The organism is Microcoleus sp. S36b_A4 (assembly GCF_036700645.1).
Taxonomy (GTDB): Bacteria; Cyanobacteriota; Cyanobacteriia; order Cyanobacteriales; family Microcoleaceae; genus Microcoleus.
On record NZ_JAUBPI010000019.1, the window covers coordinates 57565 to 74340 of the forward strand.

General features: G+C 44.8%; 15 protein-coding genes and 1 tRNA gene. 2 read left to right on the forward strand and 14 right to left on the reverse strand.

All coding sequences use genetic code 11. The annotated features are described in order from the left end of the window. The first annotated feature begins 26 nt into the window (after positions 1 to 26). Together QUA03_RS08665 and QUA03_RS08670 are read left to right on the forward strand one after the other, a co-directional pair. Positions 27 to 503, forward strand: coding sequence for a chemotaxis protein CheW (locus tag QUA03_RS08665; protein ID WP_333161208.1), 477 nt, complete (start codon positions 27 to 29; stop codon positions 501 to 503). A 66-nt stretch (positions 504 to 569) separates the two neighbouring features. After that, positions 570 to 1310: a pentapeptide repeat-containing protein gene (locus tag QUA03_RS08670; protein ID WP_333211301.1), complete on the forward strand. Its 741-nt coding sequence runs from the start codon at positions 570 to 572 to the stop codon at positions 1308 to 1310. A 185-nt stretch (positions 1311 to 1495) separates the two neighbouring features. Here the strand turns inward: QUA03_RS08670 and urtE are convergent, their stop codons facing one another. The 14 genes from urtE to arsH form a co-directional block, all read right to left on the reverse strand. Next, on the reverse strand, positions 1496 to 2194 hold the full coding sequence (urtE, locus tag QUA03_RS08675) for an urea ABC transporter ATP-binding subunit UrtE (protein ID WP_333211303.1): 699 nt from the start codon (positions 2192 to 2194) through the stop codon (positions 1496 to 1498). Between the two features lie 144 nt (positions 2195 to 2338). Beyond that, entirely contained in the window at positions 2339 to 3085 is a 747-nt protein-coding gene (urtD, locus tag QUA03_RS08680; RefSeq protein WP_333101927.1) for an urea ABC transporter ATP-binding protein UrtD, read from the reverse strand. 128 nt (positions 3086 to 3213) lie between these two features. Beyond that, complete coding sequence (locus QUA03_RS08685) at positions 3214 to 3942, reverse strand: TIGR00266 family protein (protein WP_333211304.1); 729 nt, start codon at positions 3940 to 3942, stop codon at positions 3214 to 3216. A gap of 188 nt (positions 3943 to 4130) precedes the next feature. Beyond that, positions 4131 to 5273, reverse strand: coding sequence for an urea ABC transporter permease subunit UrtC (gene urtC, locus QUA03_RS08690; protein WP_333211307.1), 1143 nt, complete (start codon positions 5271 to 5273; stop codon positions 4131 to 4133). A 27-nt stretch (positions 5274 to 5300) separates the two neighbouring features. Beyond that, complete coding sequence (locus tag QUA03_RS08695) at positions 5301 to 6455, reverse strand: ABC transporter permease subunit (protein ID WP_333211309.1); 1155 nt, start codon at positions 6453 to 6455, stop codon at positions 5301 to 5303. 319 nt (positions 6456 to 6774) lie between these two features. Continuing rightward, entirely contained in the window at positions 6775 to 8094 is a 1320-nt protein-coding gene (urtA, locus tag QUA03_RS08700) for an urea ABC transporter substrate-binding protein (RefSeq protein WP_333211312.1), read from the reverse strand. A gap of 537 nt (positions 8095 to 8631) precedes the next feature. Next, positions 8632 to 8704: transfer RNA gene (locus QUA03_RS08705), tRNA-Ala, on the reverse strand. A 120-nt stretch (positions 8705 to 8824) separates the two neighbouring features. Then, positions 8825 to 9553: an HAD family phosphatase gene (locus QUA03_RS08710; protein ID WP_333211314.1), complete on the reverse strand. Its 729-nt coding sequence runs from the start codon at positions 9551 to 9553 to the stop codon at positions 8825 to 8827. Between the two features lie 88 nt (positions 9554 to 9641). Then, complete coding sequence (locus QUA03_RS08715) at positions 9642 to 10541, reverse strand: methyltransferase domain-containing protein (protein WP_333211316.1); 900 nt, start codon at positions 10539 to 10541, stop codon at positions 9642 to 9644. Between the two features lie 255 nt (positions 10542 to 10796). Beyond that, the gene (locus QUA03_RS08720) at positions 10797 to 13355 is read right to left on the reverse strand and encodes an ATP-binding protein (RefSeq protein WP_333211317.1); all 2559 of its coding nucleotides are present in this window, start codon (positions 13353 to 13355) and stop codon (positions 10797 to 10799) included. Positions 13356 to 13650: 295 nt separating this feature from the next. After that, a complete protein-coding gene (locus tag QUA03_RS08725; RefSeq protein WP_333211319.1) occupies positions 13651 to 14376 on the reverse strand; it encodes a TVP38/TMEM64 family protein in 726 nt (241 codons plus the stop codon). A gap of 98 nt (positions 14377 to 14474) precedes the next feature. Beyond that, complete coding sequence (gene arsS, locus QUA03_RS08730; RefSeq protein WP_333211321.1) at positions 14475 to 15461, reverse strand: arsenosugar biosynthesis radical SAM (seleno)protein ArsS; 987 nt, start codon at positions 15459 to 15461, stop codon at positions 14475 to 14477. Positions 15462 to 15691: 230 nt separating this feature from the next. Continuing rightward, entirely contained in the window at positions 15692 to 16087 is a 396-nt protein-coding gene (arsC, locus tag QUA03_RS08735; RefSeq protein ID WP_006633827.1) for an arsenate reductase, glutathione/glutaredoxin type, read from the reverse strand. Positions 16088 to 16116: 29 nt separating this feature from the next. After that, a complete protein-coding gene (gene arsH, locus QUA03_RS08740; protein WP_333211323.1) occupies positions 16117 to 16773 on the reverse strand; it encodes an arsenical resistance protein ArsH in 657 nt (218 codons plus the stop codon). Positions 16774 to 16776: the final 3 nt, after the last annotated feature.

Consider the following 16776-nt stretch of genomic DNA (forward strand, 5'->3'; position numbering starts at 1 on the left):
ATCTAAAATCTAAAATCTAAAATCGAATGACTCACGCCAATTACAATCGCCGCTTTCGGAGCAAGAAACAAGCCACTGTTAGAATTGCCCCTAAAAAATTTGTTTCCTTTGAACTTGGAAATATTTACTATGCTGTTCCTATTGAACGAGTGGAGCGCATTGTTAAAAACTTTAATGCCTACGGCACTTTACCTAACGGTAATAGTTTACTGCGGCATCAAGAAGAACTGATCACCATAATTAATTTATCCAAAATATTTCCCAGCAGTCCGAGCATGGCTGACTGCAAATACCTGATTATTTGTACCTTAAATAAAAGCGATCGGTTGGGGATTCCCCTTCCTGATATGCCAAAAATTTTGGAAATTACCGAAGAAAGCTTCTGCGAAATTCCCGAATTGTACCGTCAACAGCAACTGCCTCCGGTAATAGAAAAGTTAATTCGCGCACCTGATGGTTCCGAAGTTTTTTATCTGAATTTTGATCTGTTTAGCGAAATGTAGGGGGTTCACTTTTCGAGGTATCATACCATATAAATGGTATTTTTGCAAACAAAAAGTTATAGATTTATGAAAAAACTCACAATCATATCGATCGCCCTAGTAATTTTTGCAGCAACTCTCGAACTGCCGAAGGTGGGGCTGCAACTAAGTGCGATCGGGCAAATAGAAACACCCCAACCAATCTCAACACCCCAACCAATCCCAACACCCCAATCAATCCCAACACCCCAACCAATCCCAACACCCCAACCACAAACACCCCAACAAATCCAAACACCCCAACAAATCCAAACACCCCCAATACAAACACCCCAACAAAAACCAGCCGACCCCAAAAACCTCGGCTATGTCTCCCCAGAATTTGCCGAAAATTTCTCCCAGCAACAAATCGACCAAATCAACGCCAACGTCGAAATGCTGCTGCTAACCCAAAGCTGCTCGCGCTGCGACCTCCGAGCCGTAAAATTAGTTAACATTAACTTAAAAAATCCCATCCTTACAGGAGCAGATTTATCAGATGCCAACCTCAGCGGTAGTCGCTTCGAGATATCAGATTTTGTCAACACCAATTTAGCTCGCACAAACTTAAGCGGAGCCGAATTAGTAGGAGCGAGAATCAGCAACGCTAACCTCAGAAAAGCTAACTTGACAAAGACAAATTTAGACGGTGCAGACCTGCGATTTTCCGACTTGAGAGATGCGAATCTTTCCGATGCCAACCTCCGCAATGCTAATATAGATGGCGCTAGTATCGATCGAGCAAGTATGGCCGGCACCACAATGCCAGACGGCAGGAAAAATCAATAATATAGTCTCGTTTCCTGGGCGATTGAAATCGCTTCTTGTCAAACAAAGTGGGGATGGTGCCCGAACGGAATGCCTTTTTCCCAGGCTCTGCCTGGGAATCAATATCTAGAGGCTCTGCCTCGTTTCCTGGTTTCCTCGTTTCCAGCTTCCCTCTTCCCTCTTCCTTCTTCCCTCTTCCTCCTGAATCAAACAGCCAAAAACCTCTGAATCACCTCATCACTTAACTCGCTAGTGCTTCCAGAAGCCACAATTCCGCCTTTTTGCATAGCATAATACCAGTCAGCTTGTCGCACAAAATGCAAATGTTGCTCCACCAACAAAACAGAAATTCCCCTAGTCGCAACCACACGGCGCACCGCGGCTTCAATATCTAAAATAATGGATGGTTGAATCCCTTCGGTAGGTTCATCCAAAACCAGCAACTGTGGCTCACCCATCAAAGCCCTAGCAATAGCTAACTGCTGCTGCTGTCCCCCGCTCAAATCACCTCCCAGGCGATCGAGCATAGTTTTCAAAACAGGAAATAAATCAAAAATTTCATCAGGAACTTCAGGATTTTTGATTTTGGTTGGTTTCGCTTCCAAACCTAACAATAAATTTTCTTTTACCGTCAAACGTGGAATAATTTCACGACCTTGAGGCACATAACCAATGCCTAATCTAGCCCGCTGGTAAGTCAACTTAGAAGCAATCGATTCTCCGCCAAAAGCAATAGTGCCACTACGCGGTTGCAGCAACCCCATAATCGTTTTTAGCATAGTAGTTTTGCCCACACCATTGCGGCCAATTAAGCAAACCATTTGCCCCGCCATGACGCTTAAATCGACATCGCGCAAAATGTGACTTTCGCCGTAGTAAACATTCAAATTAGAAACTTGTAGCATATTCTTTGGATTGGTAATGAATAATTGGTAATTGGCAATCGGTAATCGGAAACAGTCAACTAACAAATGACTAATGACTAATGACTAATGACTAATGACTAATGACTAATGACTAATGACTAATGACTAATGACTAATGACTTCTTACTCTTCTGGTTTGCCCAAATATACCTCAATTACCCGATCGTCATTTTGCACCTCATCCATAGTTCCCTCACACAAAACCGCACCCTGATGCAACACCGTCACCTGCCGCGCAATTTGCCGCACAAACTCCATATCGTGTTCAATTACCAACACCGAATGACTTTCGGCGAGCGAAATTAGCAACTCTCCAGTTAACATCGTTTCCTCATCCGTCAAACCCGCCACAGGTTCATCTACCAACAACAAATCAGGAGATTGAGCCACCAACATTCCAATTTCCAACCATTGCTTTTCCCCGTGAGAAAGCAAACCCGCCGAAATATCAGCTTTAGCAACTAAACCAATTGTTTCTAACAAACCCGCAACCGTGCGTTTTTCAGCAGCCGAAGCAGGCTTGAACAAAGTCGAAAAAACATTTTTATGGCGGCTGCAAGACAATTCCAAATTTTCGCGTGGCGTTAAATTCAAGTAAACTCGCGGCGTCTGAAACTTGCGGCCAATTCCCAAGCGCGAAATCCTATCTTCCGACAACTTGCGTAAATTTTGTCCCTTAAATAATACCCTGCCCTCTGTCGGCTGCACCTTCCCGGTAATTGAATCGAGAAAAGTCGTTTTCCCCGCACCATTGGGCCCAATGATAACTCGCAGTTCGCCCGCATCCATGCTGAAATTTAAACCGTTGATAGCTTTAAAACCATCAAAACTCACAGTCAAGTTTTCTATTTCTAATACTTTTCCATTCATAATTAACTATTCACTCACTAATAAGAAACAACGCATACCTCTTGTAGGTTACGAAGGCAAATATCCTCCCTTATCAAGGAGATTTTTTCCCTTTGCTGACACCATCCTTACTACTTTTTGCTGGCAGTTTACTGTAAACTAAAACTGCTAGAACTGCTCGACATTGGAGGTGGAGCGGCTGCTAAAATGCGTTCAGCTAACTTCGAGAGTGGCAAACTTTGCACATATACTTTACCAGGCCCAGTCATCTTTGCCAAAAACAAGCCTTCACCTCCAAATAAAGCATTTTTAAACCCGCCAACAAACTGAATATCGTAATCTACACTCGCTGCAAAAGCTACTAAACACCCGGTGTCTACTCGCAACACTTCGCCAACTCCCAAATTTTTCTCAACTATTGTTCCTCCCGCATGAACAAAAGCTAGCCCGTCACCCTGCAATTTTTGCAGAATAAAACCTTCTCCGCCAAAGAAACCCGCACCGAGTCGCTTCGTGAAAGCTACCTCAATTTCAATGCCGTTGGCCGCACAGAGAAATGAGTCTTTTTGACACAAAAATTTACCACCAAGTTGGGCTAAATCTAGGGGAATTACTTTACCCGGATAGGGGGCGGCAAAAGCGACGCGGGCCTTGCGATTTCCGGCGTTGACAAAGGTGGTAATGAAAAAACCCGCTCCTGTGAGCATTCGTTTGAAACCTTGAAATAAGCCGCCGCCTGTGGATGTTTGCATTTGGATGTCGCCTTCCATGTATGTCATGGTTCCAGCTTCAGCCCTGACGCCTTCTTTGGGGTCAAGTTCAATCTCGATGAGTTGCAAATCGTCGCCGTAGATTTTGTAGTCAATAATATCTGCCATATGTTGCCCCTCAAGTTAAAGAACGAAGCTACTTGCTACGAATATTTAAGTAGGTACATATATATTACGTTTCCTCAGACAGATATAAACGCAGCGTTTGTCAAGTCTATTGCGATTGCTTTGTTTGTCTGTTGTAGGTGAAATTTATTTATGTCAGCCTACTTATAAATTACACGATATTTTGGCACTCAATGTTCAAGTTCTTCTTTTTCGAGCTGCACTTGGGGGTCTTGTTCCAGGCTGGGGTAAGTAGATACGTACTTCGGTTTTCTGAACAAGCTGCGGATTTGGTCGAAACTCTGATCTTGCAGCCATCCGACTATGCCGTCGGGCAGGACTGTTACTACTATTAAAAATAGCGCGCCTTGGAAAAATAGCCACACTTCGGGAAATTGTTCGCTTAAGAAACTTTTGCCAAAGTTGACTAGCAGTGTTCCCAATATTGCTCCAGATAATGTGGCGCGACCTCCCACTGCAACCCAGATTACCATTTCAATTGAAAAGGCAATATCCATTGCTTTTGGCGAAATGATTCCGGTTTGTACGGTAAATAATGCGCCTGCAATCCCGGCTAAACCGGCGGAAATTGCAAAGACTAAAACTTTGTAGCCTGTGGGATTGTAACCTGAGAAACGCAGGCGCACTTCGTCGTCGCGAATTGCTACTAACAGGCGACCGAAACGCCCGCTGGTTAGCCATCGACACAGGGCGTAAGTTGCTGCTAGAAAGAGTATGGTGAGAATGTAGAAAATATATTGAGTATCTCGGTCATTTACTGTGGCCCCGAACAAGGTTTTAAAGTCTGTGAGTCCGTTGGTGCCGTTAATCAGTTTTTGCTGACCGTTAAAGAAGTTGAAAAATACAATGGTTGCTGCTTGGGTAAGAATTGAAAAGTAAACGCCTCGAATTCGATTGCGGAATACTAAATAACCTAAAAGTGCGCCCAAGATAGCGGGGATGAGAACTACTGCTAATGCTGAAAAAGGAAATGAATAAAATGGTTGCCAAAACCAGGGGAGTTCGGTAACGCCGTAGAGGTTCATAAATTCTGGCAATTGACTGCTGGCGGTTGAGGGAATTTGCAGTTTTAGGTGCATGGCGAAAGCGTAACCGCCGATCGCAAAAAACACCCCATGCCCTAAACTAAGTAAACCCGTGTATCCCCAAATTAAGTCTATGCCGAGGGCGGCAATTGCTAGTGCTAAAAATCGCCCTAATTGATTGAGCCGAACGTCTGGGAGTATTCCTGGGAGGAGTAAGATGAATGTGAGGGCGATCGCGCTGACAATTGCCGCTTCTTTTAGCCAGGGTTTTTGATGTGTTTTCTGCATTTTTCGCTACACTCGGAGTTGTAATTTTTAATTTTCTACCGTCCGCCCTTTTTGCGGGAAAATCCCTCCCGGCTTCACTTGCAGAAAAGCCATAATTAAGGCGAATACCATTACTTTTGCCATGCTGGTTGTGGCGAAAAATGTGAAGAAGTCGGCTAAAGGCTTGATAGGAGCGAACATTAATGCTAAGGTTCCCGAACCGATCAGGTAATTCGCAGTGCCGATCGCCATCGCAGCAACGACACTCCCCACAATCTTGCCTACACCGCCCACAACCACCACCATAAAGGTATCGACTATATAATTTTGTCCGGTATTTGACCCTACCGAACCAATCAAACTAATCGCACACCCAGCGACACCAGCCAACCCCGAACCCAAAGCAAAAGTCAGCGCGTCTACTTGTTCGGTAGGAATTCCCAAACACGCACTCATGCTGCGATTTTGTGTCACGGATCTAATCCGCAATCCCCACACAGACTTTTGCAAAAATAGGTAAATTCCCGCCAAACAAATTCCTGTCAGCACAATAATAAAAATTCTGGCGTAGGGCAACTGAAAATTGCCCAGCGGTATGCCACCCCGCAACCATTGCGGTGCAGTTACGTCCACATTTTGAGCGCCAAACCAAGGTTTAGTTACTGCCAGTTTATAAGTTTGCCCTAAAAAAGCGCTCACCGCCCAGGAAATACCCAAAGATAAAGGCAAAATTAGGGCAATAATTTGGCTGCGAATGCGATCGAAATCCATGCGAGATTTCAGCACCCGCAAACCGCCAAAAAACAGCAAACAAAACACCGCAATCCCAATTACCATCACCCAACTAACGCTGCGGACAAACTGCTGCAAAATTAAACTTACGCCCCAAGTTGCCAGCAGAGTTTCTAGCGGTCGCCCGTAAAGATAGCGAATCACTCCGCGTTCGAGAATTAATCCTACTAATGCAGCTACTAAAAAAGCTAGGGGAATTGCAAATAAAATATAGGTTTCAAAAGCAAATCCTCCGATTCCTTTGAAGACATTTTGCACTACGAAAGTTGTATAAGCCCCCAGCATCATCAACTCGCCATGAGCCATATTAATCACGCCCATCAGCCCGAAAATAATCGCTAATCCCAGGGCTGCAATTAGTAAAACAGCGCCGATGCTAATGCCGTTAAATAAACCATCTAATATCGCCACTTTTGTTACTCCTGCATCAAGTCCGTCAACTTTGTTCGCGGATAATTAGGGGCGGATTTTATCCAATTGGTGTCAACTTAGAACTAAAACCCTCTGTATATTTCGCTTGTAGCCGAGTCTCGATCCCCCTAAATCCCCCTTAATAAGGGGGACTTTGAAGAGTCCAGTTCGCCCTTATTAAGGGAGTAGGGATTGACGAAAGAATGCTCTTACTCCCCCCTTATTAAGGGGGGCCGGGGGGATCTCCGGGTTTAAAGACATACCCTAGGAGAATCGAGGATACGTTACCAACGTTAACAAAATTGGTATTACCTACTTATCAAGCTTTGAATTTTCCACCTTTTGCGGGGTCTGACCAATCGCAAGCAAAGCCTTTTGTTTCAGCGACAAATTGATTCCAAGGCACCGGCTTCACTGCTTCTGGTGTAGCATAAGCGATGTTAAACAAACCGTCTTCTCTCACTTCGCCCAAGCGCACAAATTTAGAGATGTGGTGGTTGTTTTCCATCGTAACTTTGCCCTCCGGTGCGTCAAAGGTTTGACCCAAAGCGGCAGCCCGCACCTTTTCTAAATCGTCGGCTGTCCCTGCTTTCTCGACAGCTTGCTTCCACAGGTAAACCATGATATAAGCTGCTTCCATCGGGTCATTGGTCACTCTATCTTTGCCGTATTTTGCCTTGAAAGCTTCCACAAATTTTGTATTTGCCGGAGATTCTACAGTCATGAAGTAATTCCAGGCGGCGTAATGGCCTTTAAGATATTCTACGCCGATCGCCTTTACTTCTTCTTCCGCAATACTGACAGACATTGACGGATATTTGTCCGGGCCCAAACCTGCACCCTGCAACTGTTTGAAGAATGCTACGTTGCTGTCGCCGTTGAGAGAATTGAAAATGACGCCGCCGTCTGGCAAAGCTGCCTTAATTTTAGTAATAATTGGCGTGACTTCTGTCCCGCCCAAAGGAATGTAATCTTCTCCAACTAATTCGCCGCCTTTGGCTGCTAGCTGTGCCTTGATAATGGTATTTGCCGTGCGGGGGAAAACGTAGTCCGACCCGACTAAGAAGAATTTTTTGCCTTTATTTTCTAGCAGCCAGTCAACTGCTGGTTCGATTTGCTGGTTCGGCGCCGCCCCAGTATAAAAGATATTCTTGGAACACTCTTGACCCTCGTATTGTACGGGATACCAGAGCATATGATTTTTTTCTTCAAATACTGGCAATACTGCTTTGCGACTAGCGGAAGTCCAGCACCCGAAGACGGTGACAACTTTATCTTGGTCGATCAATTTTTTGGCTTTTTCGGCAAAAGTCGGCCAGTCTGAGTTGCCATCTTCTATTACTGCTTCGATTTGTTTTCCGAGGACGCCACCAGCTTTATTAATTTCTTCGATCGCTAATTGTTCGGCATCGACTACGCTTTTTTCGCTGATTGACATCGTGCCGCTCAAGGAATGCAAAATTCCTACTTTGATCGTGTTTCCGCCCCCGGCTGCTGCTGGTGTAGTTCCTGTTGATGTGGGAGAAGCGGCGGGAGTTCCTGTTGGAGTGGGAGTTCTACAAGCTTTTAGAAATAAACTGGATGTTAGGGTAGCAGAACCGTATAAAAGAAATTTCCGTCGATCGAATCGCTTTGTCATTTTTTCTGGTTACTCTTGAATAGATGAGTCAGATGATTGAGAATAATAACACATAGCGACTTGATATTAAGACTGGCTGCTGAAGACTGTTGTATTTTTAGATACAAAAGTTATTATTTGTTGACAAAGAGAAACTTTTCTGGGGATTGATGGCTACTGCTGCAAAAACTGGGCTGATACCATTTTAGATTTAAGATTGACTAATGACATAAGCCTTTGGAGTTTACCTACCGTTGCATTCTTTTCTGAAACCGCGTTTAGACACCAAAATACGTCTTTTCAGCAATCAGTGTGAAATTAGAAACCGGGTTTCTTTACAGAAATTATCTTATTGATGGTAGGAGTTAGGCAGCAACGGGGTCATTCCACCAAATAGAAAGCGGGTTTCTCGCTCTCCACAGGTTATTGATGCTAAAACTTAGGCAGCAACCGGGTCGATCGCATAAAATAGGCAAGTGTCAAAGCAGGTGACGATCGCACTTCGCTTTGAACTCAAAGCGAAGTGAGATCGTCACCTGTAGAAATGCCCCTGATTTATGGAGAATAGCGGACTCGAACCGCTGGCCTCTGCGGTGCGATCGCAGCGCTCTACCAACTGAGCTAATTCCCCTGATTGAGTTTTAATTTAGCATTTTAGATGCCGGATTGCCGAATCTAAAAGGCTTACAGGTCTTGCTGGCTCTCACGTTCGCAGACCGTCACTTACACTAGCACGTAACTGCTAAAAAGGTCAAGTGTTTTCTGCTGCCGGCTCATTGGGGGCGATCGAGCAAAGTGTCGCCACTCTATCCAACTCTAAATCAGCAAAATAGTCCACCGTCCAATTAGCTTGGCGCTGGATCATGTGAAACGGGTAAGTGTGAGTCACACCCGCAACCTGAATCCCCGCTTTTTTCGCCGCTTCAATCCCCGCAAAAGTATCTTCTATCGCCAAACACTCGATCGGTTGCAGGTTAAAGTCGGGATATTTCTGGTTGAGAAGTTCCACAGCCAATAAATAGCAATCCGGTGCTGGTTTGCTCGCCGTCAAGTCATCCCCTGCGACAATCAACTCAAAGTTTGCCGCCAAACCGGCCCGATCTAACACCAATTCTATATCCGATCGCATTGCCCCGCTAACAACGGCCATTTTCAGTCCGGCAACCCGAATTTTATCAATAAATTCTGCCAAACCGGGATAAATCGGCAGTTTCTCCAAAGTATCTATTTGAGCTTTGTAAGCTTCTGCCTTGCGCTGCATCAGTCGATCGAGATATGTTTCTGTTAGATATCGTCCCCGGCGCTTGAGTAGTTCGGTAATGCAAGCGCGATCGCTCCTTCCCAAACAAATTTCTCGAAACTCCCCACGTTTGAGCTGGAGATTTTCATCGAGCATCAATTGATCGATGATTTTCTCGTGAATTGGCTCGTCATTAACAATCACGCCATTAAAATCAAATAAAACAGCTTTTAGAGTCATTAGTCAGTAGTCAGTAGTCAGTAGTCATTAGTTAGTAGTCATTAGTCATTAGTCAGCAGTCAACAGTCAACAGTCAACAGTTAATACATCAAGCGGGAGCTGGAATGCCCGGTAAATCGCCATCAAAATCAGGAGTTCGATCGCCCCAATTCCACCCCCTCGCCACCTTTGCCTCTTCCAAATCTTCCCCAGGCAAAGGTTTCACGCCCTGCGTCACCTGATTCACCCACCAGTGTTCGTGAGTTTGCACCGCCGCGAATCCAGCCGCCCCCGCCCAAGCATCAAGGCTGCCAGCCGCGTAAGACTTAATATAAGGCTCTTCAAAGATATCAGTCAGCCACTCTGTCTGCTGCAAAGTTTTTTGATTTCCGTCCAAAATTGCCACTTGTCCCCCAACCTTCAGCAGTCGGAAGCTTTCTCGCAAAATTGCCCGCGATACAGCAGGTGGCGTCTCGTGAAACAGCAAGGAAGCTGCGACTAAATCGAAGCTGGCATCGCCAAAAGCAACGCTTTCGGCATTTCCGTGCAACCACTGGATATTTAAGCCGGCTTTTTGCGCTTTCATGTCGGCAACTACCAGCATATAAGGCGACAAGTCCAAGCCGACAACTTCCGCTTCGGGAAAGGCTTGCTTGAGCATGAGCGTTGTCGAACCGGTGCCGCATCCCAAATCGATAATTCGGCGCGGTTTCACCCGCACAGCGTCAATTAAGCCTTGTCTGACGACTGTTTCGTGGGGAGGCAAAACATATTGCGTGATTGGATCGTAGGAAACGGCGGCACTGGGGTTGAGGTAGCCGCGTTTAATGCCGTGAAAGTTTTGGCTGCTGTAATATTCGGGATAAACTAAATCGGGTTGTCGGTAGCGATCGCCCGCTGTTTCCCAGTCAATACCTTCGTAGAGTCGTTTCAGTGCTTCTTCGTCGATCGCCAGTCGAATCAGGGGCGACAAAAAGCGCTCGAAAATTGTATCCTTGCCAACAGCCATAAAACACCTTTAACAAAAACTCTTCTAATTTTAGCCAAAGGCCGTAAATTTAGCATTAATTAAAATTGTTGATCCTCTCTTCTCTTTTCCCTGCATCCGTTACCTCCGTTACAAAATCCCTGGGCTTCCTTTCCCACTTTCTTCTTAGAGAAGTTTCCCAAATCAATGCAACTATAGACAAGCTCTAAACTCTTATTTCATCAGTCCTTTCCCAATCTCAAATCTCAAATCTTAAATCTTAAATCTTAAATCGTCTTAGTTCCCGTTACTAATAGGAATTTTGACCAAAAATTGCGTACCACCGCCCGGAGGTTGAGAAATTGTGATGCTGCCGCCGTGTCCATCCACTACAATTTTGTAGCTAATTGCTAATCCCAAACCAGTGCCTTTGCCCACCTCTTTAGTCGTAAAAAATGGGTTAAAAATTTGATCTTTAACGCTGTCGGGAATGCCGGGGCCGTTGTCGGCGATCGCCACTTTCAGAAATTTAGCCCCATGTTCGCGAACTACCCCCGTGGAAATAGTAATAATTTTATCCAGGCGAGCGATCTCGTTCAAAGCATCGATCGCATTGCTCAGCAAGTTCATAAACACCTGATTGAGCTGAGACGGATAGCATTCGACTGAAGGCACTTTTCCGTATTTCTTAACTATATAAATTCTATTTTTTATGCGGTTGGAGAGCAGCAGTAAGGTATTTTCTATACCTTCGTGAATGTCCGCCTGCTTTTTGTCAGATTCATCAAGGCGAGAAAAGTTTCGCAAAGAAAGAACTATGCTGCGAATGCGTTCGGTTCCTATTTTCATAGAATCCAATATATGCGGCAAATCCTCCTCGATAAATTCTAACTCAATTTCTTCGGTAAAATCTGCGATTTCCTGGGGAACCTCTGGGAAGGCTTCTTTGTATAAACTCACCAATTCTAATAAATCTTTAGTATATTTGCTAGTGTGAGGCAAATTAGCCGAAATGAAGTTAACGGGGTTATTGATTTCGTGTGCTATTCCAGCCACCATTTGACCTAGGGATGACATTTTTTCGTTCTGCACTAAATGAGTTTGAGTTTTTTTCAGTTCATTTAAGGCACTATTAAGCAGTTTTACTTGATCTTGGGTTTGACTGTAAAGGTGAGCTTGAGTAATTGCGATCGCCAATTGGTCTGCCACAGCTTTTAATAGTTGGATTTCCTCCCCGCTCCAAAGCCAATGAGTAGCGTGGCTACAAATTAAATAACCCTGCGGCTGGTTCTGAGTCTGAACAGGTACGGCTAAATAGCTATTAGCTTTAAGTTCCGGCGGTTGAGTTACACCCTTCGCCCAAGTGTCGCTCGAAAGAATAATTGGTTCGCCTTGACCACTCCGTACTAACACATTTTCGAGAAAGTAAGACTCAAACTTTATGGCTTGTGTCGGAGAATCAGATGGACAACATTCCCACAGAACTTGTAACGTTTTTTCTTGCGGTTTGTACCATCCAAAAGCCGCCCGTTCTAGGTGCAGCAAACTTACTATTTCTTCGACCGTACTTTGCACAATTTTGTCTAGTTCCAGGGAAGCGCGAATGCGTCCGGCAATCCGGTTGAGCATGGCTTCTCGCTCCGCTTGAGCGCGATTATTTTCGGAGGAGTAAATTAGCCAAATTGCTGCTAGCATTGCCGGGATGAGCAGTCCGGCGACTACGGATGTCAGCAAATTTAATGCTTGGAGTTTGGATTCAATATTTTCGCGGGGAATTACTAAAGCCATAGACCAGTTAACTTCCTTGAGGGGAGCATAGGCTACATACACCCATTTGTTATCTATTTTTACCAGTTCGATGTTCGTCTGACGGTCGATCATCTGCCGCGCAATTGTGGAGAGTGCGGGGTCTTTTGACTGTAAAAAGCTTGGGGCCTCCCGGTCGATATTTCCGATTAAGTTATTGTTGGGATGAACAATTGGCACTCCTTGTGAATTGAGCGCAAAAGCATAACTGTCGGAACCGTACAGCAAGCTGTTAGCGACAGATGTTACTCGGTCTAATTTAATGCTGCCCGAAAGGACTCCCATTACTTGATTGGGAGCGGGGGGCAAGGCCCAAATAGGAGCTGAAATAATAATCGTAGAAACTTTTGTACTGCGGCCTATCAGCGGGTCGGAAACGTTGAGCTGTCCGGCCATTGCTTTTTGAAAGTGTTGGCGGTCTTTACTGTTCGCGCGGTTGCCTAAAGTGTTGATAAATGAGCCGTCCGATTGAGTTAATGACAGGATGAAATACTCTTTTAATCTGTATATTTCTCCTTGCAACCGGGGTTCGACTAATTGCCAATTGAGAGTGCCAACCGTAGGATCGTAAGCAATGGTTTCTATTTCTGCTTTGCGGCTGCTTAGCCAGCGGTCGATTTCATCGGTGCCTTTTTCTAGTTTTAATAGTGCTATTTGCTTTAAATTGTCAAGGATTAGTCCGCGTACAAAAAAATAGCTGATGCAAGCAGTTGTGCTAATGGTTAAAGCGGTGGTGGCCAGAATTAGCAGGGTCAGCAAATGGCGGCGCTGCCGTCTGTGTTGCCAAAGACTGTGCGCTTGCTGCCACCGCGATTGAGTCGAATTGCTGATGTTTTGCCAAAAGCGGCGCAGCTTTTTTGTTTGTGGCGGCGGCGCAGACACAGATCCGGCTTGATTTGCTGGGTTTTGCATCATCAAATGTTCCCTCAGAGTCAACTTCATCAAACGGTCTTCGTCATTCGGCAGATTTAATATCAGGCAAGTAGTGAGACAATTTAAGAAAAGAATGCAACTGTAGCCAAGATTCAAACCCTCGTAGTCATCAGTCATTCGCAATCTAAAATCTAAAATCTAAAATTTAAAATAATATGACTTACATTCCGGATTGCAAACAATTTTTCTTATGGTTGGGCACTCGCCTTCTATTTTGGCATCAATTTTATATTTCGACCTTCGATTTACCTATTTGAGGTTTGTGCTTTACGATATCTTTAATATCTATCTCGTTTGTATAACAAAATAATTGTAAATAACACAGAGAAAATACGGAGTTTTTTAGATTGCTAATGTATTATAATGTATGAGCAAAACTCTCTTGACAATTTTACTGATTTGTGCTTTGGTTTCAAGGGGAAATTTTTTCGTCTAAAGCTTTTTTAGCCAAGCGGGTTGCATAAACGGTGAGGGCGATCGTTGCTAGCAAACCAATGCCGTAAAGAGTCCACTCAGCAGCAGTGCGCGATCGCCCGCTAGATCCAAGTGCAGCCAAACTCCCGGCCAGGGAACCGATATAAACATACATGACTGTTCCGGGAATCATGCCGATCCAAGATGCGAAAAAATAGTCTTTTAGAGATACCTGCGTGACTCCAAAAGCATAGTTAAGCAAATTAAACGGAAAAATGGGAGAAAGCCTCGTCAGCAGCACTATTTTCCATCCTTCAGAGGCAACTGCGGAGTCGATCGCCTTAAATTTTTGATTGCCCTCTATCTGTTTGGAAACCCAGTCGCGAGTTAAATACCGCCCTACCAAAAAAGCGCAAGTTGCGCCTAAAACCGATCCGATGGAAACACAAACCGAACCGCCAACGACTCCAAACAAAACGCCAGAACCAAGAGTCAGCAAAGAACCGGGGATAAATAGAACCGTTGCGACAATGTAAATTAGAATAAAAGCTGCCGGGCCCCAAGGGCCGAGACTCGCGATCGACTCCAGCGCATTTTTCAGAATTCCTTGAAAGTTGAAAAACTGGGTCGCTGCAATCAAAGCCACAGCTAAACCAATCCCTAAAATCAGCTTCCACCTATTTGATGGCGGCGGATTTTCATCGGGCGATCGCGAATCATTCATTGCTTAAACTCCCCTGTCTACATTGCATACACCCTAAGCTTGGCAGTTGCGCTTTAGCCCTGCAATACTCTGTAATAAAGCGCAACTTTTCCCTTAAATTAAATCAAAGTACCGCCGCAGCTAGAACCGCAACCTGCCGTACAGCCGTAACAATAAGCAGCAGTTTGCACCTCTTGAATCACATCTAAACTGCCAGATGCGAGCAATTTAGCAACAGTTATCTTTTCCCCGCTGCCAGTTTTCGCTGGCAGATTTTCCATTTGGTTAAAATCGCAGTCGTAGACATTGCCCAAATAGTCGATCGACAATTCGTTGCGGCACATTAAATGTTCCAGAGTACCGGGATTAAAATTATCCTCCAAAAACCCCAGATAAGGCTTGTGAAGTTTCTTATGTTCCAAATGAAACTTAGTCCGTCCCACCGGCAAATTAGTAATCGCGAACAATTGATTAAAACAAATCCCAAAATGTTCGGCTAAATAAACCTTGTAATCTTGCTCTAACTGACCTTGTTCCGGTGTTAGCGAAAATTTATCTGTTGCGGGCACTTGTGGATTGTACACCAAATCCAGAGTTAAATTTGGGTGTTTCCCGTATCCCAACTGATTTAGCTTTTGCAGCGCCAGAATCGAACTGTCAAAAACACCGTTGCCACGCATTTTGTCCACATTGTCAGCTTGGTAGCAGGGAAGGGACGCCACAATTCTGAGTTGGTGCTGCGCGCAATATGCGGGAATATCTTCAAAACCTTTTTCAAAGTAAATCGTCAAATTAGAACGAACAATTACCTCTTTACCTGCAGCCCTGGCAGCTTCCGCTAGCGGTTTAAAACCGTAAAGCATTTCGGGAGCACCGCCGGTCAGGTCAACAGTTTGAATTTGAGGAAAGCGGCTAATGATTTCAATTAATTGGTCGCAAATTTCCGGGGAAAGTTCTTCTGTTCGTGTTGGGCTAGCTTCTACGTGGCAGTGAGTGCAAGCGAGGTTGCAGCGTTTGCCGAGATTTATTTGTAAAACTGTAATCTGCTTTTTAGTTAAAGCTGAGTGAATTTTGTTTTTGAAAGGCGTGACTGCGGTCTGAATCATGTGCTAACCTTTTGGTCTCTGCTCGCAACGAATGTAGAGGCGTTCCGGGGGAACGCCTCTCATAATTTAGCACTAATTATGTGGATGCGACAGCGACTAATTTGAATGATTGGCAACAAAGTTAATTGAAACTCACATCTTGCACCATTCTTAAGAACAGGCAAGATGCCTGTTCCACAAAAGTTAATTTTCTTGTGGGGTGGGCATCCTGCCCGCCCGTCTACTTAATCTTACTTGAGAGAGTCAACTAATGTTTCAACTCGTGCTTTAATTTCATCTCGAACGCGGTGAAAAGTTTCGATGGGTTGTCCGTCGGGATCGTCGAGTTGCCAATCTTCAAACACTTCTCGCAATACCCACGCTTCGGGTAAATTCACGCCGCAGCCGCACAGAGAAATTACGGCGTCGTAGTCTTCTGCATTGAATTCGCTTAATGGGTTGGATGTTTGATCGGTGATGTCAATGCCGATTTCTGACATGACTTGAATTGCTGTCGGATGAACTCTGCTTGATTCTAAACCGGAACTGGTGACTCCAATCTTGCCGGCTCCGATGGTTTTAGCGAATCCTTCTGCCATTTGCGATCTGCAGGAGTTTCTTTTGCAAACGAACATTACTTTTTTCATGGTTTTTGTTGGTTGTGAGTTATTAGTTGTTAGTTAGATGTTTCAAGGGCGCGATTTGCGATGGCGATCGCCTCTTTAGCTGCTTGTTCCTTGCGTTCGCTGTAGCGATCGGTCAAATAGTCGGTTTGCTCGCGCAACAGCAAGGTAAACTTGTACAGTTCCTCCATTACGTCGATCGCGCGATCGCGATAAGGCGAATCCTTCATCGTTCCATCTTCATTAAATTCCTGATAAGCTTTCGCAACCGAAGACTGATTCGGAATCGTAAACATCCGCATCCAGCGGCCCAAAATTCTCAAAGTATTCACCGCATTAAAAGACTGCGAACCGCCACTGACTTGCATCACCGCCAAAGTTCGACCTTGAGTTGGTCTGACGGCCCCAATATTTAAAGGAATCCAGTCAATTTGGTTTTTCATAATGCCAGTAATATTACCGTGCATTTCTGGACTAGACCACACTTGACCCTCCGACCACAGGCTCAATTCCCGCAATTCCTGAACCTTCGGATGCGTATCGGGAACGCTGCCGTAAATCGGCAATTCTAGAGGATTAAAAAACCTAACTTCTGCACCGAAACCCTCAATAATTCGAGCCGATTCTTCAGCCAACAAGCGGCTGTAAGAACGCTCTCTTAACGAGCCGTATAAAAAGAGAATTCGGGGTTTATGAGTAAATTCGTTCATGAG

What these genes read in the sequence shown, in the direction of transcription:
- QUA03_RS08665 (WP_333161208.1), top strand. Translation starts at nt 27, where the DNA reads ATGACTCACGCCAATTACAATCGCCGCTTTCGGAGCAAGAAACAAGCC.
- QUA03_RS08670 (WP_333211301.1), top strand. Translation starts at nt 570, where the DNA reads ATGAAAAAACTCACAATCATATCGATCGCCCTAGTAATTTTTGCAGCA.
- urtE (WP_333211303.1), bottom strand. Translation starts at nt 2,194, where the DNA reads ATGCTACAAGTTTCTAATTTGAATGTTTACTACGGCGAAAGTCACATT.
- urtD (WP_333101927.1), bottom strand. Translation starts at nt 3,085, where the DNA reads ATGAATGGAAAAGTATTAGAAATAGAAAACTTGACTGTGAGTTTTGAT.
- QUA03_RS08685 (WP_333211304.1), bottom strand. Translation starts at nt 3,942, where the DNA reads ATGGCAGATATTATTGACTACAAAATCTACGGCGACGATTTGCAACTC.
- urtC (WP_333211307.1), bottom strand. Translation starts at nt 5,273, where the DNA reads ATGCAGAAAACACATCAAAAACCCTGGCTAAAAGAAGCGGCAATTGTC.
- urtA (WP_333211312.1), bottom strand. Translation starts at nt 8,094, where the DNA reads ATGACAAAGCGATTCGATCGACGGAAATTTCTTTTATACGGTTCTGCT.
- QUA03_RS08710 (WP_333211314.1), bottom strand. Translation starts at nt 9,553, where the DNA reads ATGACTCTAAAAGCTGTTTTATTTGATTTTAATGGCGTGATTGTTAAT.
- QUA03_RS08715 (WP_333211316.1), bottom strand. Translation starts at nt 10,541, where the DNA reads ATGGCTGTTGGCAAGGATACAATTTTCGAGCGCTTTTTGTCGCCCCTG.
- QUA03_RS08720 (WP_333211317.1), bottom strand. Translation starts at nt 13,355, where the DNA reads ATGACTGATGACTACGAGGGTTTGAATCTTGGCTACAGTTGCATTCTT.
- QUA03_RS08725 (WP_333211319.1), bottom strand. Translation starts at nt 14,376, where the DNA reads ATGAATGATTCGCGATCGCCCGATGAAAATCCGCCGCCATCAAATAGG.
- arsS (WP_333211321.1), bottom strand. Translation starts at nt 15,461, where the DNA reads ATGATTCAGACCGCAGTCACGCCTTTCAAAAACAAAATTCACTCAGCT.
- arsC (WP_006633827.1), bottom strand. Translation starts at nt 16,087, where the DNA reads ATGAAAAAAGTAATGTTCGTTTGCAAAAGAAACTCCTGCAGATCGCAA.
- arsH (WP_333211323.1), bottom strand. Translation starts at nt 16,773, where the DNA reads ATGAACGAATTTACTCATAAACCCCGAATTCTCTTTTTATACGGCTCG.